General features: G+C 30.0%; 17 protein-coding genes. 5 read left to right on the plus strand and 12 right to left on the minus strand.

Annotated elements, in window-relative coordinates; all coding sequences use genetic code 11:
* Positions 1-65: 65 nt before the first annotated feature.
* Complete coding sequence (locus B0A57_RS10515) at positions 66-1,073, minus strand: 3-oxoacyl-ACP synthase III family protein (protein WP_011963619.1); 1,008 nt, start codon at positions 1,071-1,073, stop codon at positions 66-68.
* Between the two features lie 102 nt (positions 1,074-1,175).
* Between B0A57_RS10515 and B0A57_RS10520 the strand changes: the two genes are divergently transcribed.
* Positions 1,176-1,949 carry a sulfite exporter TauE/SafE family protein gene (locus B0A57_RS10520; RefSeq protein WP_011963620.1) on the plus strand — a complete coding sequence of 258 codons (774 nt, stop codon included), beginning with the start codon at positions 1,176-1,178 and terminating at the stop codon, positions 1,947-1,949.
* Here the strand turns inward: B0A57_RS10520 and B0A57_RS10525 are convergent.
* The 6 genes from B0A57_RS10525 to B0A57_RS10550 all read right to left on the minus strand — a co-directional run bounded on the left by B0A57_RS10525 (position 1,946) and on the right by B0A57_RS10550 (position 6,677).
* Positions 1,946-2,323, minus strand: coding sequence for a hypothetical protein (locus B0A57_RS10525; protein WP_011963621.1), 378 nt, complete (start codon positions 2,321-2,323; stop codon positions 1,946-1,948). The genes B0A57_RS10520 and B0A57_RS10525 overlap by 4 nt on opposite strands.
* Position 2,324: 1 nt before the next feature.
* Positions 2,325-3,269 carry an ABC transporter ATP-binding protein gene (locus B0A57_RS10530; RefSeq protein WP_034097610.1) on the minus strand — a complete coding sequence of 315 codons (945 nt, stop codon included), beginning with the start codon at positions 3,267-3,269 and terminating at the stop codon, positions 2,325-2,327.
* Positions 3,270-3,363: 94 nt separating this feature from the next.
* The gene (locus B0A57_RS10535) at positions 3,364-4,671 is read right to left on the minus strand and encodes an ABC1 kinase family protein (RefSeq protein WP_011963623.1); all 1,308 of its coding nucleotides are present in this window, start codon (positions 4,669-4,671) and stop codon (positions 3,364-3,366) included.
* 2 nt (positions 4,672-4,673) lie between these two features.
* Positions 4,674-5,345, minus strand: coding sequence for a TetR family transcriptional regulator C-terminal domain-containing protein (locus tag B0A57_RS10540; RefSeq protein WP_034097608.1), 672 nt, complete (start codon positions 5,343-5,345; stop codon positions 4,674-4,676).
* Between the two features lie 148 nt (positions 5,346-5,493).
* The gene (locus B0A57_RS10545; RefSeq protein WP_011963625.1) at positions 5,494-6,189 is read right to left on the minus strand and encodes an OmpA family protein; all 696 of its coding nucleotides are present in this window, start codon (positions 6,187-6,189) and stop codon (positions 5,494-5,496) included.
* 11 nt (positions 6,190-6,200) lie between these two features.
* Positions 6,201-6,677 (minus strand): lipocalin family protein, encoded by a 477-nt coding sequence (locus B0A57_RS10550; protein WP_034097606.1) that lies wholly within the window; start codon positions 6,675-6,677, stop codon positions 6,201-6,203.
* 172 nt (positions 6,678-6,849) lie between these two features.
* Between B0A57_RS10550 and htpG the strand changes: the two genes are divergently transcribed.
* Complete coding sequence (gene htpG / locus B0A57_RS10555; protein WP_011963627.1) at positions 6,850-8,748, plus strand: molecular chaperone HtpG; 1,899 nt, start codon at positions 6,850-6,852, stop codon at positions 8,746-8,748.
* A gap of 50 nt (positions 8,749-8,798) precedes the next feature.
* On the opposite strand, the gene B0A57_RS10560 is transcribed toward htpG, so the two are convergent.
* Positions 8,799-10,901: an outer membrane beta-barrel family protein gene (locus tag B0A57_RS10560; RefSeq protein WP_034097604.1), complete on the minus strand. Its 2,103-nt coding sequence runs from the start codon at positions 10,899-10,901 to the stop codon at positions 8,799-8,801.
* 539 nt (positions 10,902-11,440) lie between these two features.
* Here B0A57_RS10560 and B0A57_RS10565 point away from each other — a divergent pair.
* The 3 genes from B0A57_RS10565 to B0A57_RS10575 all read left to right on the plus strand — a co-directional run bounded on the left by B0A57_RS10565 (position 11,441) and on the right by B0A57_RS10575 (position 15,112).
* Complete coding sequence (locus B0A57_RS10565) at positions 11,441-12,829, plus strand: DUF1800 domain-containing protein (RefSeq protein ID WP_034097602.1); 1,389 nt, start codon at positions 11,441-11,443, stop codon at positions 12,827-12,829.
* 153 nt (positions 12,830-12,982) lie between these two features.
* Positions 12,983-14,149: a DUF1501 domain-containing protein gene (locus B0A57_RS10570; protein WP_052079085.1), complete on the plus strand. Its 1,167-nt coding sequence runs from the start codon at positions 12,983-12,985 to the stop codon at positions 14,147-14,149.
* A 66-nt stretch (positions 14,150-14,215) separates the two neighbouring features.
* On the plus strand, positions 14,216-15,112 hold the full coding sequence (locus B0A57_RS10575; protein ID WP_034097599.1) for an EamA family transporter: 897 nt from the start codon (positions 14,216-14,218) through the stop codon (positions 15,110-15,112).
* Positions 15,113-15,436: 324 nt separating this feature from the next.
* On the opposite strand, the gene B0A57_RS10580 is transcribed toward B0A57_RS10575, so the two are convergent.
* The 4 genes from B0A57_RS10580 to B0A57_RS10595 all read right to left on the minus strand — a co-directional run bounded on the left by B0A57_RS10580 (position 15,437) and on the right by B0A57_RS10595 (position 20,327).
* A complete protein-coding gene (locus B0A57_RS10580; RefSeq protein WP_038466217.1) occupies positions 15,437-16,114 on the minus strand; it encodes a hypothetical protein in 678 nt (225 codons plus the stop codon).
* Between the two features lie 108 nt (positions 16,115-16,222).
* Positions 16,223-16,477, minus strand: coding sequence for a hypothetical protein (locus B0A57_RS10585; protein WP_038466214.1), 255 nt, complete (start codon positions 16,475-16,477; stop codon positions 16,223-16,225).
* 132 nt (positions 16,478-16,609) lie between these two features.
* Positions 16,610-19,591 carry a sensor histidine kinase gene (locus tag B0A57_RS10590; protein WP_034097594.1) on the minus strand — a complete coding sequence of 994 codons (2,982 nt, stop codon included), beginning with the start codon at positions 19,589-19,591 and terminating at the stop codon, positions 16,610-16,612.
* Complete coding sequence (locus B0A57_RS10595; RefSeq protein ID WP_011963635.1) at positions 19,575-20,327, minus strand: LytR/AlgR family response regulator transcription factor; 753 nt, start codon at positions 20,325-20,327, stop codon at positions 19,575-19,577. Before B0A57_RS10595 ends, B0A57_RS10590 begins: the two co-directional genes overlap by 17 nt.
* Positions 20,328-20,486 lie beyond the last annotated feature (159 nt).

Raw genomic sequence — 20,486 nt, forward strand, 5'->3', positions numbered from 1 at the left:
GCTAAATTGGTATAAAACAATAAGTTAAACTACATTAAAGTATATTTATTTCATCATACTGAACATTACCACTTTATAATAGCACTTGCCCAAGTAAACCCTGAACCAAAAGCGGCAAGAACAACAGTATCACCAGACTTAATTTTCCCTTGCTCCCAAGCTTCGGTTAAAGCAATAGGAATAGATGCCGCAGTAGTATTTCCGTATTTTTGAATGTTATTAAAAACCTGATCGTCATTCAACTCAAATTTCTTTTGTATGAACTGAGAAATTCTTAAATTAGCTTGGTGAGGAATAAGCATATCTATATCGGAAACCTGCAAATTATTAGCTTCTAAAGCTTCATTTATTACTTCACTAAAACGAACTACGGCGTGTTTAAACACAAATTGGCCATTCATATAAGGAAAATAACTTTCGTCATCTGGATTGTTTTCGGCAAGAATATCTGTAACCCAACGTCCGCCCATTCCTGGTGCCAAAACAGCTAATTCTTTAGCATATTCTCCTTCGGAATGCAAATGAGTAGACAAAACCCCTTTGGTTACATCTTCTTCTCTACTTAAAACTGCCGCTCCTGCTCCATCACCAAAAATAACAGAAACATTTCTCCCACGGGTTGTCATATCTAATCCTAATGATTGCACTTCTGAGGCAACAATTAAGATATTTTTATACATTCCTGTTTTAATATATTGGTCTGCAACTGACAAAGCATATATAAACCCAGAACATTGGTTTCTAATATCTAATGCGCCAACGGTTTTTAAACCCAATTCTTTTTGCACGGCAACACCTGGTCCTGGAAAATAATGGTCTGGAGAAAGGGTGGCAAAAATAATAAAATCGATATCATTATAAGCAACACCAGAGCGCTCTATGGCAATTTTTGCTGCTTTTACACCCATAGACGTGGTTGTATCTTCTCCTTTTATAATATGACGACGTTCCTGAATACCTGTTCGTTCCTGAATCCACTCATCATTTGTATCGATTATTTTTGCTAAATCGTTGTTTGTAACTATATTGTCTGGAACATAATAACCTAGCCCAGAAATTTTAGAATGATACATATTTTATCTTTTTATTAAAAATCAGTTTACAAAGGTACACTTATTGTAAAATTAATCAATCTATGTTAGTTAGTTTTACTTAATTTGTATAAATAAAATTTCATGTATTATAGTATCATTTGCTTATTTGCGCTATTAGGTTCGGCTTTAACCTTATTTTCAGGCTTCGGCTTGGGAACAATTTTATTGCCTATTTTCGGATTGTTTTTTCCCATAGAAATTGCCGTGGTACTTACTGCTTTAGTGCATTTTATGAATAATATTTTTAAACTATTTCTTTTCGGAAAAAAAGCTAATAAAGAGGTTGTTTTTAAATTTGGAATTCCTGCCATTTTCTTTGCCTTTATTGGTGCTTATTTATTAAAATTACTAACTCAAATGCAACCTATATTTAAATATTTTATTGCTGAGAAATCCTTTGAAATAATGCCTTTGAAACTTATCATCGGACTGCTACTAATCATTTTTTCTTTGTTCGATTTTATTCCGAAACTAAAAAATTTAGAATTTGACAAAAAATACTTATCTATTGGTGGTGTTTTTAGTGGTTTTTTTGGCGGAATATCTGGCCATCAAGGGGCTTTGCGAAGTGCGTTTTTAATTCGTTCTGGGCTAAGTAAAGAATCTTTTATAGCCACGGGTGTTGTTATTGCTTGTTTGGTCGATGTTTCTAGATTAAGTATTTATATTCCAAAAATTATAAATAATGAACTTTCGATAAATTACAAATTGGTTTTACTGGCTACACTTTCTGCTTTTTTAGGGGTTTATTTTGGTAATAAATTGCTACAAAAAACAACGTATAAATTTATTCAGAATATTGTGGCTTTTATGTTACTTGGCTATGGGTTTTTATTAATTTTCGGGATTATTTAAAGATTAATTTCTTTAATTTTTAAATCTCTTTCGAAAGAAAAAGTTGCCGTAATTTGATTTACATAATTATATATCTGAAGTGCTTTTTTAGCATATTTTTCTTTATCAATTTTAACTAAAACATCAGCAAACAATTCGATATTTGAATCATTAAATCCCTCTTTTGTAATTAAAAACGGTATTAGGTTTTCATCAGAAATAGTATCTAAAATGGCTAAATCAAACCCTAGTTTTTCTTTTAATTTAAAATTATCTACTACCCAAACTACTCCTAATTGATCATTACTTTTAGTACCTGTTAGCTTTTCTAATATTCGCTTTAAAACGTATCCGAGTTGGTTAATCTGTGTGGTTAAATAATCTTCTTTTCGCATCTTACATGATTGTTAGTTTTACCTCATCATTAGTATTTAAACTAGAATCATGCTCAAAGAAAATCACTTTTCTGTTTAAAACAGCTTTAATTAAATAATGACTTCCTTTAAAATAAGTTTGTTTTACTATGGCTGTTAAAGTACCTTTTTCTGAAATTTTAAGCTGATGTGGGTATAATAAAACATCTTCATCTTCGCCGTCTATTTCGATTAATTGAGATAATTTTAATTCATTTACTTCACCAAAAAGTGAGGCTACATACTTGTTCATAGGATATGTATAAACATCTGCAGAAGGTGCTTTGTCTATAATTTTCCCGTCTTTTAATACTATTGTTTGGTCAGAAAAAGAAAGTGCATCGGTACTATCGTGTGTAGCAATAAAGCAGGTAATGCCTCTAGATTTTAAATATGAAAATAAGTTCCTTCGCAAAGCATTTTTTCTAAAATTATCTATATGACTAAAAGGCTCGTCTAATAATAATATTTCTGGCTCTAAGGCAAGAACTCTAGCTAAAGCCACTCGTTGTTGCTGTCCTCCACTTAGTAAATTTACTTTTACTTTAGCAAATTCAGTCATTTCAACTATTTCTAACAATTCTTCAACACGTAATTTTTTTAGTGCATTGAATGCGTTAGATAAAAATTTGCCTATATTTTCAGAAACTGTTTCATAAGGACTTAAATCGAAATCTTGTGCCATATATTTCATAAATGGCATTCCTGGAATTAAATTGTATTTTGGTCCTAAAACTTCTTTTTCTTTCCAAAAAATTTGCCCTTCTCCTAAATCATATAATCCGTAAAGTAGCTTCAGAAGTGTACTTTTACCACAACCGCTTTCACCCAAAATTGCAATATTCTGACCTTGAGTTACTGTAAAATTAATATTATTAATAATTATTTTATCAGTGTAACCAAATGAAATGTTTTTTACTTGAAGCATATCTAATTTTAAAAATGCAAACTTACCACTTTTCACAAAAAAAGAACACGATTTCTCTAGAGAAAAAGTGTTCTTAATGAATAATAAAATAAGTTTACATATATTTTTTATATTCTTGTGTATGCACTCTAGATTTCAAATCGTGTAGTAAGTTATATAGTCCGAAAAAAGTCCTGTTAATATAAAGAAAATGCTTAGATCCTCGATTTCCATTCATTTTTCGTAATTGGGTATCTTTTGCAAACTCTTCGCCCATTGTTGCGATAGCGCCAAAGAAGTCTTCGTCAGAAAAATCGAAATAATCACCATGAAATGGTTTTGTAAACAAACTTAATAATCTGTAAAAAACATCTGTAAAATAGGCAATTTCTTTTTCGGAATCATCGGCACGAAGTATTTCTAATTCATATAATTTCTGATTAAAAATAGTGGGGTTATTTATAATTTCTGGGGTTGCTAATTCGAAATAAGGAATATAAAATTCGTTTGGAACTGCTTTTATACAACCAAAATCTATCGCAATTAAATTAGAGTCGCCGTCTATAAGAAAATTCCCTGGATGCGGATCTGCATGTACACGTTTGAGATTATGCATTTGAAACATATAAAAATTCCACATTGTTTGTCCTAACTTATCGCCTTTTTCTCTATTAGTATTATGAGCAACAAACTCAGAAAGATGTTCGCCTTCCATCCAATCCATTGTTAAGATTTTCTCTGATGACAAATCTGCATAATATTTTGGAAACTTTAAGTTTTCGATGTTTTTGCAGGCGTGAGACATTTGTTGGCTTTGTTTTAGCTCTAAAATATAATCGGTTTCTTCTAAAAGTTTGCTTTCAACTTCTTGGAAATATTTCTCTGAATCTTTTCCCTTAAGGTTAAACATTCGTGTTGCAATGGGTTTTACAAGTGCTAAATCTGAACTTATGCTGTCTGCTACGCCTGGATATTGTATTTTTATGGCTAGATTTTTCCCGTTTTTTGTTGCTTTATGTACTTGACCAATGCTTGCGGCATTTACAGAATCGGGCGAAAAAGTATCATATATTTCTTCTGGGAATTTTCCTAAATATTTTTTGAATGTTTTACGAACCAGTGGTGCTGATAAAGCTGGCACCGAAAATTGTGACAGCGAAAATTTATCTACATAAGCTTGTGGCATGATACTTTTGTCCATGCTAAGCATTTGAGCTACTTTGAGTGCGCTTCCTTTCAAATTTTTTAATCCATCGTAAATATCCTCAGCATTGTTTTCGTTCAGTTTTTCTCTGGTTAATGAAGGATTAACTATTTTTTCGCTATAATAGGATAAGTAATTTCCGCCTACCTTTACTCCTGTTTTTAATAGCTGACTTGCACGCTCAATTTTTGTTGTAGGAATACTATCTAAGGTTTTCATAATTAAATCATTTTTTCTTTCCAAAGAAATTTACCCAAATCTAAAAGGCTTTCTAATGGTTTAGTATCTAATAAATCGACAACTGTATTTACAGATTTTTCGATAATAATATCTGTTTTTTCAAATGATTTTGAGGTGTCATCTAACCAAAACTTTAAGATAAATAAAAACTGAATCCAAGCGCCTTCAGAGAAAACGGGTTTGGTAATTTTAGCTATTTTATCGTTAACTATAGAATTATTATTTTCGATCATATTATTAATAAAATGCTTAAAATGATTTCTAAATTCCTTAAAGTCTTTTAAGTTTCTTATTCCTTCTTTGTTTTCTAATAAAGAAAAAACAACGTAACTCCTGTTTAAAGTTAAAATTTCAAATAATGTAAAATACAAAGACAATAATTTGTTCTTATCTGGATAGTTAGCATAATTCTCATCTTTTTCGAGAGTAGAAATTGTGTTTTCAAAAAATTTATTCCAAATAGATTGTTTTACGGCTTCGAGAGAACCAAAAAACGAATAAAAATCCGATTCTTCGATAGCGTTGTTTTTACAAAAAACATACACATTTTTTGTGTTATGATTGTTCTCTAAAACATCATTCATATATAAACTAATGATCTTATTATCATCAATCATATCCTTTTTTGATTCCTTTTTTTTTGCAGTTGCCATAATCGTTTGATTAAATATCTTACACAAAGATAGCTATTGTTTAATTATAAATTAAAAAAGCTAAACAAAATTTATGTTAAATATTTTAAAGTAAATAAAAAAAAAGCTGCTTCTTACGAAACAGCTTTCAATATATTGTAATAAAAAATTAGTTGCCCGATTCTTTTTTAGCGTCATTTACCATTTTATCATTTGCTGTAATAGCAAACTCTACACGACGGTTTTGAGATTTCCCATCGGCGGTTTCGTTAGGTGCAATTGGATCTGCTTCTCCAAGCCCAGAAGTATTAAAACGAGTACTTGCCAATCCTTTTGCTGACAAATAAGTTTTTACAGAAGCTGCTCTTTGTTCAGATAATTTCAAATTATAATCATCGGCTCCAGAACTATCTGTATAGCCATATATTTGAATATCTGTATCCGGATATTCTGTAAACACTTTTACCAATTTATCTAAATTTGCTTTTGCAGAGGCTGTTAATGTCGACTTATTAGTATCAAAACGAATAGCATTCTCTCCTAAAACCAAACGAATTCCTTCGCCTACTCTTTCTACTTTTGCACCAGGCAAACTTTCCGAAATTTTTCTGGCTTGCTTATCCATTTTATTACCAATAACACCTCCTGCAACACCTCCTATAACACCACCTAAAACAGCACCTAAAGCGCCATTTCCTCCATGTCCTATATTATTTCCTAGAACTCCTCCTAGCACTGCACCTAGCACTGCACCACCAGTAGCACCCCGTTGTGTATTATTTGAATTTTTTATTGCATCGCAACTTGACAAAACAGTCCCTAAAAGGAAAGAAAGCGAAAGCATGTATATAATAGACTTTTTCATAGTTATAATTTTTAGTTTGATTTTTTAAATTGATAAACGACATTCGTCATTTTTCCTCCAATATTTACCTTATCAATCAATTTGAATGATTCTGCAGTTTGATCAGCAACTGTAAGAATATAACCTTGTTGCATTTTTCGAGCTTTTACTCCTTCATCCAAAAATTTCAATACAAATTGACCTTCTTTGTTTACATACCATTTAATTTTTGAAGCAAAATTTGTACAATTAGCTTGTGTTAAAGCCATATCGCCCGAATCATTATTTGAAATAAATTTCCAAGTACTTCCTTCAAAACATTTTGAATCTGCTGCATCAAAAGAAGTAATTTTAAACATCTCTGAACCCGTATAAGTTACAGATGCGATTGTCCAATTCCCTTTAATAGCTACTTGAGATTTCCTGTCAACATTAGTTGCAGCCACTGGAGCTGGAGTCTTACATGCAGCAAAGAAGGCAAGCAAGCTCACTAATAGTATTTTTTTCATTTGTTAATTTATTTGTTTTTTTTAATGTTTGCCTAATATACAACTACCGTGCCAATTTTATAGTTTTTTTAACAAAAACTACAATAATTCAGTCAATTTGTCATTTCAACAAATTTTGGTATTTATTTTGACTGTTCAAAGATATTAAAAATACTAATTAAAAATTCAAAATATGACAACAGGAAAAATTAATGTTTCGGTAGAAAACATCTTTCCCTTAATCAAGAAATTCCTATACAGCGATCATGAGATTTTCTTGCGTGAATTAATTTCTAACGGAACCGATGCTACATTAAAACTAAAACACTTAACCAGTATTGGCGAAGCAAAAGTTGAATATGGCAATCCTATTATCGAAATAAAAATCGATAAAGAAGCTAAAAAAATTCATATTATAGACCAAGGACTAGGAATGACTGCTAGTGAAGTAGAAAAATACATCAACCAAGTGGCGTTTTCTGGAGCGGAAGAATTTTTAGACAAATACAAAGATTCTGCCAAAGATTCAGGCATTATTGGTCATTTTGGTCTTGGTTTTTATTCTGCTTTTATGGTTGCAGAGAAGGTTGAAATTATCACAAAATCATACAAAGACGAACCAGCTGCACACTGGACTTGCGACGGAAGCCCTGAATTTACTTTAACTTCTGCTAACAAAACCTCTCGTGGAACTGAAATTGTTTTGCATATCGCTGAAGATTCATTAGAGTTTTTAGAAGAGGCTAAAATTTCTGGTTTACTAAATAAGTATAATAAATTTATGCCTATTCCTATTAAATTTGGAACTAGAACAGAGAAAATCGAACAAAAGAAAGGCGAATTTGTTGAAACAGAAGATAAAGAAAACATTTTTACAGAAGTAGAAGTAGACAATATCATTAACAATCCTAATCCAGCTTGGACAAAACAACCAACGGATTTGACTGATGCAGATTATAAAGATTTTTACCGTGAGGTTTACCCGATGCAGTTTGAAGAGCCTTTGTTTCATATTCATTTAAATGTAGATTATCCTTTCAACTTGACTGGAATCTTATATTTTCCCAAATTAGGATCGGATTTACAAATTCAGAAAGACAAAATTCAATTGTACCAAAATCAGGTATATGTAACCGATAATGTAGAAGGAATTGTACCCGAATTTTTAATGATGCTTCGTGGTGTGGTAGATTCTCCAGATATTCCGCTAAATGTTTCTCGCTCAGGATTACAAGCAGATGGTGCTGTAAAGAAAATTTCGAACTATATTACCCGTAAAGTTGCCGATAAACTAAAAGCATTATTTACTGAAAACCGTGAAGATTTTGAACAAAAATGGAACGACATCAAAATTGTTTTAGAATACGGAATGCTGTCGGAAGATAAATTTTACGAAAAAGCAGGTGCTTTTGTTTTGTACCCAACTATTGATGGTAAGTATTTTACTTTAGAGGAAATAAAAGAAAATCTGGCAGCAAAACAAACTGACAAAGACGGAAAATTAGTTGTTTTATACGCAGGAAACAAAGAAGCACAACATTCTTATATAGAAATTGCAAAAGACAAAGGTTATGAAGTATTGCTATTAGACTCTCCTATTATCTCACATTTGATTCAAAAAATTGAAGGTGATAACGAAAATCTAACTTTCGTTCGTGTCGATTCTGACCATATTGATAATTTGATTAAAAAAGAAGAAACTGCCATTTCTAAATTATCCGATGAAGAAAAAGCAAGTCTAAAAACATCTTTAGAAGCCTTTATACCAAAAGCATATTCTGTACAACTAGAAGCTTTAGATAGTAATGCTTCGCCGTTTATTATCACACAACCAGAATTTATGCGTCGTATGAAAGAGATGAGCCAATCTGGTGGTGGCAGTATGTTTGGCATGAGTCACATGCCAGAGATGTACAATTTAGTGGTAAATACAAATTCTGATTTAGCGACTTCAATTTTAAACAATAAAGACAAAAATGCTCAAGAAAACTTGGTTAAACAAGCTTTAGATTTGGCAAAATTGTCTCAAAATTTACTAAAAGGAGAAGAATTAACTGCTTTCGTAAAAAGAAGTTTTGAGCTGATTAAGTAATTAGCCAAAAGGCAAAAGTAAAAACCTGCAAGCTCAAACTTGCAGGTTTTTTAGTTAGTAATAATTCCGCTATCTTCTTTTTTCTCTTTATTAAGCAAATTAGCTTCTTCTTTTACTAATTTATTTTTAGTAGGAATTTTATAATTTAAAGTAAATCCGAACCTGCGTGTGTCATATTTATTTTCTAATAAAACAGGCATTCCAACGGCAGTAAATCCTTGCTTGCTAGTGTTTAAAATATCATCGAAATTTAATGACAATGACAGTTGGTCTTTTAGAAACTTTTTCGAAAAACTCATGTCTAAACTATGACCATAGGGTTGCGTAGAAACATAATAAAAATAATTTCCCTTAGTTGTTGTATAGTTATAATTAGCCACAAACTTAATTTCTTTTGGTAAAAGAATTTGCGACATCAAATTAATGATCCAAAAACCTTTTGTCTTTACATCTGGAAGCTTATGTATTTGATAACCCGTATAAATGTATAAAAAATTAATTTTATCAGGATTTACATCAAATTTTAAAGTTTCCTTGAGTCCTTTTGTAAATAACATATAAGGCAAGGGGATTCCGAAATTAAAATTATGAATTTCTATCTCGGAAATATTAACGCTCGTATTTGAAACCAAATTATTATTTGAAACAACTTTATTAGCTACTTGATTTTTTGCAACACTAACATTATATCCTACAAAAGCATAATCGAAGGCGCTAATTTTTATTTCATAATTATCAAAAACAGTAGGTTGTAATTGCGGATTTCCAGAATAGCTAACATTTTGATTTTGATAATTTGTATTGTTAGGATTTAGAGAAGAAGTACTTGGCAGGCTAATTTTCTTGTTATAATTAGCATTAAAATATATTTGCGAACCAAAATTGTATTGCAAACTGGCATTAGGAAAAAACCGAAATTGCTTAAAGGGAATTAAATTGGCTGTGTTTGTTTTTCCAGTAATATTATAATCTTCTGCCCTACCGCCTAAAATAAAATCGAATTTTTTGTATGTAGATTGCAATTCTACGTATCCAGCAGATGTTATTCTGGTATAATTTAAATTAGCTATTCCTGCGTTTTTAGCTTCAAAAGACAAATCATCTACCAAAGTTCCTATGCTAATTTTTCCTTTATCTAGAATATTTAAACCTTGTGAATAATCGATTTTAAAATTTAAATAATCTTGCAAATATGTGTTTTTTAAAACTGGAGCATTAAAAATATTAGACTCTAAAATAAAACTATTATCATTTCTAGTGAAATTAAATTTGAAGTCTAACTTTTTATTTTTATCTTCAAATCTTTTCTGATAAGCAGCCACAGCGTCTTGTCTTATAATTTTTGTCTTACTGGCATCATTAGAAACAAAACCAAAACCATTTCCTATTGTACTGGCATCGTTATTATTATGATTTACATCATAATTTAGCAACAACCTGTCTTTTTTTAAATCGAAAGTCAAAGCAGATTTCGCATAATAACTTCTAGACATTCTGTCGGAATCTGTATCTGATAAATTAGTTACAATATTATTCTCGTTTTTAGTAATTGTAGACCACAAAGCACTTTCTCTGTAACTTTGTCCTATATTTAATTGCCAACCAAAATATTTGTTTTTAGCATTTAGGAGCAAACTATTATTAATTCTTGATCGTAATTTGTCGTAGCTTGTAAAATTTAGTCCCGCACTATACGCAGCACTCAGATAGCTTTTTGCCTTTTTACTAGTTATGATATTAATGATGGCTCCGCCAGAAGTAGCAGGAAATTCTGCTCCTGGCTGGGTAATTACTTCAATTTTTTCTACGGCATTTGCAGGCATACCTTCTAAATATGCATTTAGCTCGTTTGATGAAATATTAAGTGGTCGCCCGTCCATATAAACATCTAATTGTTTTCCTTGATACATCATTCCGGCAACATCAGACAAAATTAAACCAGGTAATTTTTTTAACCCTTCCAAAACAGAACCAGAATTTAGATGCGATTGCCCCCCAAAATCAAAAATAGTTCTGTCTGCTCTTTGCTCGATCGCTTTTTTTTCTTTGGTTACAGAAACTTCGTTTAACGCAGTTGTTTTTTTAGATGTTTCTTGTGCAGAAACAGAAAAAAAATAAAAAAATAAAACGATGCAAAAGGAAAAATCTCTCATTATTAGGATATTTGATACAAAGGTTAGTCACTAAAATAAAATTTTGTTACAAATAATAATAAATTATATTAATTACCACACTTATGCGTTAGGGATTGCTTCGCTATATTTTTCTAAGAGTTCAGTAAACTATGGTTGTAACGAAAAACCCTAGCCTTTGTGGAAACGCCAAAATACTGAGAAGTTAAAAATGCTGTATATTCTAGAATTAATCTAAAACAATTAAACCTTTTCTTAATTTTAAAGTCTTATTAATAAACCTGAAAAATATTGTTGTCAATGTTTGGTTTTGTTCAAGTGTTCGTTTTATTTACGATTCATGATATGTGGTTTAGAAATTACGACACCGCTGGCAATACATAGTTATACTACCACAAAACACTTACACATCGTGTTTTTGTAGCTAGAAAATATATTCACCAAGAAGACAGTCATCAACTCTAGTATTTCATAATAGCAGCGCAACGGCTGTAATTCATAAAAACAGATGAGGAAACATCAAATTTTTAAGACCAAGACGACACTAATTTAAACCGCTCATGATAAACAATAATACACTATGGTCCTTACGGTTAGGTTTCTCTAATGAGCAAGCTAAAAATATTTTGGGTTTGGGTTTACAAAAATTCTTAGAGAAATCATTTCAGGCAAAATACGATTCTCAAATTCCCTCTTTTTTAGACGAAAGCCCAAAATCACTTACTGCGTTGCGTGACATTCGCCTGAAAATAAAATCTGACCCTGAAAGTACAAAAGAAATACGCAAAAAAGAAGAGCAAGTTTCTAATGAAATGAAAGCTTGGTGGATTAAGAAAATGATGACCCATGAGTTTCCGCTTCAAGAAAAAATGACTTGTTTCTGGCACAATCATTTTGTAGCTACTTATCAGAAAGTAAAAGTAAATTATTGGGTTTTTCAGCACAATCAGCTGTTGCGAGAAAATGCTTTTGGCAATTTTAAAGAACTTACAAAAAAAGTTTTGAAGAGTAATGCTATGGTTCGTTATCTGGATAATGTAGATAATCGAAAAGACAAACTAAACGAAAATTTAAGTCGAGAATTGCTAGAATTATTTACACTTGGCATTGGAAATTATACCGAAAGTGATATAAAAAATGGAGCAAAAGCCTTAGCAGGTTTGGGAATTGGCGAAAACCAAGCACAGTATCACAGCAATTTTGAAGACCATGACGCCATCACTTATCTAGGAAGAACAGGACAATTTAAAGCCGATGATTTAGTAGATATTATTTTCGAGCAAAAAAACACGCCTTATTTTATTACACAAAAAATCTTAAAATGGTTTATTTACGACAATCCATCAACTGAATTAGTGACTTATTATGGTGATTATTTTAAGAAAATGAACTTCGAAATAAAACCTTTGTTAACCAAAATTTTTACCGAAGAATTTACTAAAAAAACAGCAGGATCTAAAATTAAGAATCCGTTAGAATATAGTTTACAACTTATTTCAGAGTTGCAAATCGAATTAGAAAATCCAAAAGTTTTAGTCTTTTTTTTAAAAGACCAAGGAATGGATTTATTGAACCAACCCAATGTAAAAGGTTGGGTTGGCGGAAATTCTTGGCTCACCTCGCAAGTATATTTGCAACGAAATAATGTTGCCAATTTGTTTTGTAGCGGCAGAACTATTAATAGAAAGATGTTTAAAGTCGAAGAAAAAGACAATGAAGTACTTTTTCAGAAAATAAACATTAAACTCGATTGGAATAAAAATGGAAATAACAAACAAATCATTACCGAATTAAAAAATAGGTTGCTATTTGAAGTTGACGATAACACCCAGCAAGATTTCGAAAAAATATTAAAATATGATTTCGATTCTACTACTGAAGGTTCTGAAAATGCAGTTTTACGATTATTTAATGCCATGGTAAAAACGCCAGAATACCAACTAATATAAGTCGGAAAGTTAAAATATCGAAAAGTCCGACATATAAAGACTTTAGCATTGTATTATCTTCAATTTATCGATTAAATAAACAATTATTTTGGCTTAACATTTCAACTTTAAAGTATTTATATTTAAGACATTACGACTTTAAAAATTACAATCATGAACAGAAGAAACTTTCTATCACTTACAGGAACTTTTACTGGTGGTGCTTTATTATTACCCGATTTTTTGTTTGCTTTTGGTTCTCAACAAAATCTAATTATTAGCGAACAATGTTTGGTTTTTGTACAATTAAATGGCGGAAACGATGGTTTAAACACATTTGTTCCTTTCGAAAATCCTTTGTATTATGATTTGCGCCCTAAGATTGCCATATCAAAAAATGAGGTAATTAGTGCTACACAAGGCATGGCTTTTCATCCAGCTCTAAAAAATTTTGCAACCATGCAACAAAATGGTGATTTGGCTGTGATTCAAAACGTAGGGTATCCAGAACCTATTCGTTCCCATTTTCGCAGTCAGGAAATTTGGCAAACAGGTTCGGCTTCTAATCAGTATTTAAATGATGGTTGGCTGGGTCGCTACTTAGACTTGCAATGCAAAGAACACCATCCAACAGCGGGAATTAATCTAGATTCGATAGATAACTTAGCTTTAAAAGGACAAGCACCTAATTCGATTACGGTAAAAAATCCTAATCTATTTAAAACAAAAAGTAAAAACGATGATCCAATAGAATTATCTACAAATCCGCAGTTAGATTTTGTACGAAAAATAGCCAATTCGGTTACAGAAGGCTCGGACGAAATTCAGAAAGCATTGGCAAAATCGATCTCGGAAGTGAGCTATCCAAAAACGGGATTATCGAAAAATTTAGAATGGATTGCAAGATTAATAAAAGGAAATTTGAACTCGAAAGTGTATTATACTTCTATCGGAGGATTCGACACACATGATAATCAACTAGCTATTCATAATAACAAACTAACTGAATTAAATGATGCTATTTTTAATTTGTATACCGATTTAAAAAATGCCAAGCTCATGCAAAATGTAACCATTGTAGTTTTTTCAGAATTTGGTCGCCGTGTAAAAGACAATGGCAAAGGCACCGACCACGGAACGGCTGCTCCTATGTTTATTATTGGTGGAAGCAATACAGGAAAGGTATTGGGAAACAATCCTAACCTTTATGACTTAGACAATGGAGATTTAAAATATGAAACCGATTTTAGAAGTATATACACATCCTTATTGCAAAATAAATTAAATTTTGATGCCACAAAAATTGGGATTCAAAATAAAAAAGTGGAAGGTTTGTTTTAAAAAACAAAACACATGAACTAATACTAAAATTAGCCTTATCTTTGTCCGCTTTTTAAAATTTAAAAAATGACAAATAATAGTGTACTAAAAGGGGTTTTTCTAGTAGGATTAGGCGCAACGAGTTACGGCATGTTGGCTACTTTTGTAAAATTGGCTTATTCCCACACAGGAATTACTGGCAATCCTTTTACACCTGCCGAAGTAATTTCTGCTCAATTTATTATAGGAATTATCGCTATACTTATAATAAATGGCTATCAAAAATCAAAAAAAGGAACAGCCGTTATCAAGGCTTCTGCAAACAACATAAAACAACTAATGATTGCAGGAACTTCAACAGGATTAACCAGTATATTTTATTATTTAGCAGTCAAATATATTCCTGTTTCTATAGGAATAGTACTGTTAATGCAAACCGTTTGGATGGGTGTTTTATTAGAAATGTTTTTAGAGAAAAAAATGCCCTCTAAAATAAAAATAGTAGCCGTTTTTGTTGTATTATTAGGAACGGTATTGGCTACAAATTTAATTCAAAGCAAAATAAATTTCGATTGGCGAGGTATTATTTTAGGACTTTTGGCAGCAGCCTCATTTACCACAACAATGTTTACCGCAAACAGCGTAGCTACACAAATATCTTCGGCACAACGAAGTTTATACATGCTTTTAGGTGGTGCAATTATTGTTTTTGTTTTTACGCTTTTTACACAAACAACGCCATTTAATTATGATATTTTTTACAAATGGGGAATTCTTATTGCAATTTTCGGAACAGTAATTCCGCCTATGCTAATGAATGCTGGTTTTCCACTAACCGGAATTGGCCTAGGTAGTATCGTTTCTGCACTAGAACTTCCTGTTTCGGTAATGATGGCCTACTTTATTTTGAACGAAACCGTTATTCTCACACAGTGGATAGGAATCATTCTAATCATCTTTGCTATTGTGATTATGAAAAAATAAGATAAATCGAAAGAAAATTCGCTTTCTAATGCAATAGACGCATATTCAATTGTATAATTTTCAGACTAAAAAAAATGAATTAACTGCAACATTCTACTACCCGCCGCAGAAGATGGGCTCCACCCAAACTGAACTAATGATTAAAATTTTTCATAGCCAAATATACGAAGTTTTTTGGGGTCGGGATTTGATGTTTAAAACTCTTAATGAGTAATTTTTTATTTGTCTAACTTATTTATTCATTATAAGTACACCTATCACAAGTATTAGAATAGTAATGCTATATTTGTGATAGGTTTTCATTTTACTTAAATATCAGCGAGATTAACAACCGCCTTGACCATAAACTTTTATTTTAATTTCCTGATTATTTTTATCTTTAACAACTAATTCCGCTGAATAATCATAAGCCTCTTCGCTGGATTTTTTTATTACTTTAATCAAATGTATATATGCTGAATAATTTTCATTGGAGTAAATTGTAATTTCATCTTGACCTTCCTTAAAAGTAGAAATCCTTTTTAATTTCTGCATTTTACCATCTATAGAAATTATAGCTGTTGTGCCAAAATCATCAAAATAACTAAATTTATTTAAATTGAATTGAACTTTTGTCGTTGAAAAAACATAACTACATCCTGCCAATTCTTCTGGAATTTCTGTAAAAACAGTCAAATTGATTGGTTTTACAGATAAATCTTTAATTTTTTCTTCTTGAGATTTGACTACTAATTGTAGTTCGTTAATTTTATTTACTTTTTCTATGTTTTTATTTTCTTCAATTAAAAGAGACTGTTGTACTTTTTTAATTTCATCTAACAATTTTAAATTAGAAATACTTAAACCATTTATAACATTTACCAAAGAGTCTTTTTGATTATTTTTAGAAATTATTAAATTTTGATAAGCTACTCTAAGTTCTTTTTTATCCATTTTTTCAATTTCTTGAGAGAAAGCATTTTGGACAACGCAAAAAATGGTAAATAAAATTAATTTTTTCATTTTGATTAATATGATTAAGTATAAATAATTAAATTATTTCTATTTACTTTGAATTAAAGAAACAAAGTAAATAGAATGGAGTATTTTACTAATACTATTATAATTAAATTATTTAACTATTTTCTTCTTTTTCTTTTTAGCAAAATAATATATAATGTTTCCTATACCAAAAGTAAACCAAACAGTAACGAAAAAAACCACAACATGTCCTGTTGTTGAAGATTCGTTTCTAGTTAATAAAAAGTACTCTGGTGTTTCCTCTTTCAATTGCCAATCATTTGCTAGATACATTTTCATGTCTCTTTTAGCTTCTTCTCTTGCCATTTTTCTTTCAAGTTCTAATGTTTGATTAATTTCTTCCATAAATGTTAGTTTTATTTTTAGTTTACACCGCTAAAATAATACGCAAAAAATTATGCTTTTGAACAACTTGATGAAGTGGTTAAAAACGAATACAAAAACTACTTTTTAAGATATGAAGTAGAATTAAAAAATTTAAACCTGTAGTAAAATCACAACAAAAGTTCCGTCGGATTCTGTGAAATTTGTGGTTATTGGATTTAAAATTTGTGGTTGAATTAATCGCAATCTTTCCTCTGCTAATAGCAATGCTTTTGATTGATGTAGCTTTACTTTATTGAAAGAAGCTTTTCCTTTTCCGTTATCTTTTATATAACATTCTAATATATTTGTCTCTTTAAGTTGAAACAAAATATCTATAGTTGGATTAAGATGTTCGGCGTTAAAAGCGTGTACAAATACATTTTCAATAAACGGTTGCAACAACATGGTTGGCACTTCAATTTCTTGCGCATTAATATTTGATTCTACTTTTAGATTTACCTTAATTTTATTTCCAAAACGAGTATTTTCTATAAAAATATAGTTCTTTAAAAAACTAATTTCCTCTTGTAATGTTATGGTTTTCTTTGTAGAATTATCCAGCGTTAGTCGCATTAACTTAGCCAATTCGCTAACAAAATTTAACGAATTGTCAATATCATTACTAATTATAAAATCTTGAATGGTATTCATAGCATTAAACGTAAAATGAGGATTCATCTGACTTTTAAGTGCTTCTAATTTTGTTTCTGCAATACGTTGATTAATTAAAGCTTTTTCTTCTGCGTTCTTTTTTTTTCTTTTTACTACTACGAATACTAAAGCTGATAGAACCGAAAACACTATAATTGCAAACCACCAAGTAAGCCAAAAAGGTGGCGTAATTACTAAATTTAAAACTTTAAATTGTTTGGTTTCGCCAGAATTTAAATCTAAAATTTCAATTTCTAAATGATACTTACCACATGGTAAATAAGATAAAAATACGGTTGGTTTATCAGTATATGGACTCCAATTATTTTTGCTATTTAATCTGTATCTAAATTTTAATTTATTTGGAAACGGATGTCCAACAGGAATAAAATCTATAGAAAAAGAATTGTTTTTATAATCTGTAGTCAATTCATTTGAGTTAAATGTAAACCAACGACTATTTGTACCAACAAACGACTGATTATTAATCAATATAGATTGAATAACAACTTTTTCAACAGTCTTTTGTTTACTTAAAAGCTTATCTAAATTAAGTTTATAAAAACCATTTTGCGTTCCCAGCCATAATTCATTTTCAAAAATTTGTGAAGTTTTAAAAATACAATCTTTCAAACCTTGCTCTTTGTCTATAAGTCGAATTTTTCCGTTGTGGTAAATATTCACTCCTTTTTCTGTTCCTATAAAAATATAATCTTTATAACATTCTAAAAAATTGATACTATTTCCAATAATCTCTTTTTTTGAAATTGTTTTTAGAATTTTAAATTTCTTACTATCATCCACAATAAAAACAGTTCCAAATTCGGCGGCCAAAACTAATTGCCCTTTATTGTTAATTGCAATATGTTTAAATTTTTTCTCTTTCCAAATATTCTCAAATAAATACGACTTAAACTTTCCGTTTTGATGCACAAATAAGCCATTGAAAACAGAAATTAAATATGTTTTATCTTTATTATTTAGAATTTTAACAATGAACTGTGGCGTTTTATTATCAAATTTAGAATAATGTTTTCCTTGCAATTGATACACATTATCGTAAACATGAACGCCTGCATAGGTAATGGTTTCAATAAATTTATTATCTGAAGTGAAACCAATTTTTAAACTATGTTTAGGAATATAATTAATGATTTTACCTTTTGAATTAATTTCAAAAACTCCTAAATTACTACCTATCCAAATAGATTTTTTGTTTTTTACTAATTCATAAAAAACGATTTCATTGGCTTTAATATTGAAATTTAATTCAAAATCATGCGATTCTCTGTAAATGGTATTCAGTTTCTTTCTATTATTTTGGAAATAATTGGTTTGGAAATTTTTAAATTCATTTAACAATATGGTATTCGTTATTTTATCTGAAGAATTTAAAATGGAAAGACCTTTATTATGTAGCACAAATTTCGATTGATCAAGAAATTCAAAATCAACAATAGATAGATTTTTAAAATCTTCATATTTTATTGTTGCATCTAAACGTATTTCATAAATTCCTTTATCATTAGAACCAACATAAAGAACATTTCGAAGTGTATCATATACTACATTTAAAATTATCTTTGAATCTATTTCAAACTGATTAGAAACATTAATCATTTTATCGTTTTCAATTTTATACAGGCCACCATCTGGATTATAAACACCATCTGCAGCAGCAAAAATTAAAGAATCTTGAACTTTGGCGTATTGAAAAACAAAAGAAGTCCCAAACCGATTGGCTTTATAATTTGCATTTAATAAATTCTTAATATTTATTTTTTCTATGAAACCTTCTCTACTTAAAAGTAAATCATTTTTATCCAATAAAGCACCATAAAAATTTTTACCTGAATATACTGGTACAACCTTTGGAATAGTTGAACTTTCGTCAATTTTAAATATGCCATCAAAAACACTTACAAAATACACTTCGTTTTTATACACAAAAAAATTAATGCAAATAAAATCTTCCTTTGCTTTAGGAACTTTTGGTGTTACAATTTTATTTGTTTTTACATCAATAATCGAGATACCTTGCTCTGTCCCCACATAAATATTGTTTTTAAAAGGAAATAATTTTCGAGTTTTATCAGCAGCCAAGCCATCTTTAGAAATAAAAGGAGTAAATTTTTTGCCATCATATTTACTTATTCCACCACCATAACTGGCAAACCACATATTACCATCAGTATCTTGCGAAATATCCCAACAACTATTATGTCCTAAACCGTCTGCTTCACTTAAATTATAAAACTGACCATTTACAAATCGAGAAACACCATTTTCTGTACCAACCCACAAAACATTATCCTTAGCAATAAATAACGATCGAACAGCATTGTTTGGTAAACCGTCAGAAGTAGTATAATTAAAAGATGGGAGTTTTTGAGCAAAAGCAGTCGTTAAAACCAATAAAAATATACTAAGAAGAAATCGCATCCATTAATTTCTTTTTAGAAAACAAAGTATCCGAAACAGGAATACTATCACCTGTAATTAAATCTAACTTAAACTCGTCCGATTTAAACCCTTTAATATAATTTTTATTTACAATATAGCTTTTATGAATTCTAATAAAATTAGAATCAACTAAAATATCTTCAATTTCTTTTAACGATTTAGAAGTAAACAATTCTTTGTCAATTATGAATATATTAGAATATGAACCATCCGACTTACAATAAACAATAGAATTAGCCTGAATTACCTCAAAACCAGATTTCGTTGGGAAAACAATTCTTTGCTTATCTGTAAACTGATTATTAATATTCTCTGTTAATAATTTAAACCTATCAAAATCAATTTTAACATTCTTTTTCGACATAAATCTTGATAAAGCAATATTAAAATCTTCTTTACTAAATGGTTTAACCAAATAGTCTAAGGCGCTTTTTTTAATAGCTTCAATAGCATATTCTTTATAAGCAGTAGTAAATATAATTTCAAAATTAATTTTATCAAAATACTTTAAAAATTCAAAACCATTTTCGTCAGGCATTTGAATATCTAAAAAAACCAAATCTGGCTGGTACTTTTTTATTGCCCTAACTGCAGCTTCCACAGAATTACATTCTTCTACAACTTCAATAGTTTCTGAATGGTATCGCTCACAAAATTTCCTAAGAAAACTCCGAGCGTGCATTTCATCATCAACAATAATTACTTTAATTTTCATCTAATAAATCAATATCATTCAAAAATACGATTAAGTTTAGGAGTATCCAAAATATTTTATAAAAGCATGAAAAAAGGAAACAAAATACTCATTTTGGTTTACATAAGACTCAACTTTATCCTTGATCTATCCCTCCTTGATCCGTTTTACTAATATTTT

Origin of the sequence: Flavobacterium psychrophilum DSM 3660 = ATCC 49418 (assembly GCF_002217405.1) — a bacterium.
GTDB lineage: Bacteria > Bacteroidota > Bacteroidia > Flavobacteriales > Flavobacteriaceae > Flavobacterium > Flavobacterium psychrophilum.

Coding starts and splice junctions, on each gene's coding strand:
- B0A57_RS10575 (WP_034097599.1), top strand. CDS start 14,216: ATGACAAATAATAGTGTACTAAAAGGGGTTTTTCTAGTAGGATTAGGC.
- B0A57_RS10550 (WP_034097606.1), bottom strand. CDS start 6,677: ATGAAAAAAATACTATTAGTGAGCTTGCTTGCCTTCTTTGCTGCATGT.
- B0A57_RS10545 (WP_011963625.1), bottom strand. CDS start 6,189: ATGAAAAAGTCTATTATATACATGCTTTCGCTTTCTTTCCTTTTAGGG.
- B0A57_RS10515 (WP_011963619.1), bottom strand. CDS start 1,073: ATGTATCATTCTAAAATTTCTGGGCTAGGTTATTATGTTCCAGACAAT.
- B0A57_RS10595 (WP_011963635.1), bottom strand. CDS start 20,327: ATGAAAATTAAAGTAATTATTGTTGATGATGAAATGCACGCTCGGAGT.
- B0A57_RS10535 (WP_011963623.1), bottom strand. CDS start 4,671: ATGAAAACCTTAGATAGTATTCCTACAACAAAAATTGAGCGTGCAAGT.
- B0A57_RS10585 (WP_038466214.1), bottom strand. CDS start 16,477: ATGGAAGAAATTAATCAAACATTAGAACTTGAAAGAAAAATGGCAAGA.
- B0A57_RS10540 (WP_034097608.1), bottom strand. CDS start 5,345: ATGGCAACTGCAAAAAAAAAGGAATCAAAAAAGGATATGATTGATGAT.
- B0A57_RS10530 (WP_034097610.1), bottom strand. CDS start 3,269: ATGCTTCAAGTAAAAAACATTTCATTTGGTTACACTGATAAAATAATT.
- B0A57_RS10565 (WP_034097602.1), top strand. CDS start 11,441: ATGATAAACAATAATACACTATGGTCCTTACGGTTAGGTTTCTCTAAT.
- B0A57_RS10525 (WP_011963621.1), bottom strand. CDS start 2,323: ATGCGAAAAGAAGATTATTTAACCACACAGATTAACCAACTCGGATAC.
- B0A57_RS10570 (WP_052079085.1), top strand. CDS start 12,983: ATGAACAGAAGAAACTTTCTATCACTTACAGGAACTTTTACTGGTGGT.
- htpG (WP_011963627.1), top strand. CDS start 6,850: ATGACAACAGGAAAAATTAATGTTTCGGTAGAAAACATCTTTCCCTTA.
- B0A57_RS10520 (WP_011963620.1), top strand. CDS start 1,176: ATGTATTATAGTATCATTTGCTTATTTGCGCTATTAGGTTCGGCTTTA.
- B0A57_RS10590 (WP_034097594.1), bottom strand. CDS start 19,591: ATGCGATTTCTTCTTAGTATATTTTTATTGGTTTTAACGACTGCTTTT.
- B0A57_RS10560 (WP_034097604.1), bottom strand. CDS start 10,901: ATGAGAGATTTTTCCTTTTGCATCGTTTTATTTTTTTATTTTTTTTCT.
- B0A57_RS10580 (WP_038466217.1), bottom strand. CDS start 16,114: ATGAAAAAATTAATTTTATTTACCATTTTTTGCGTTGTCCAAAATGCT.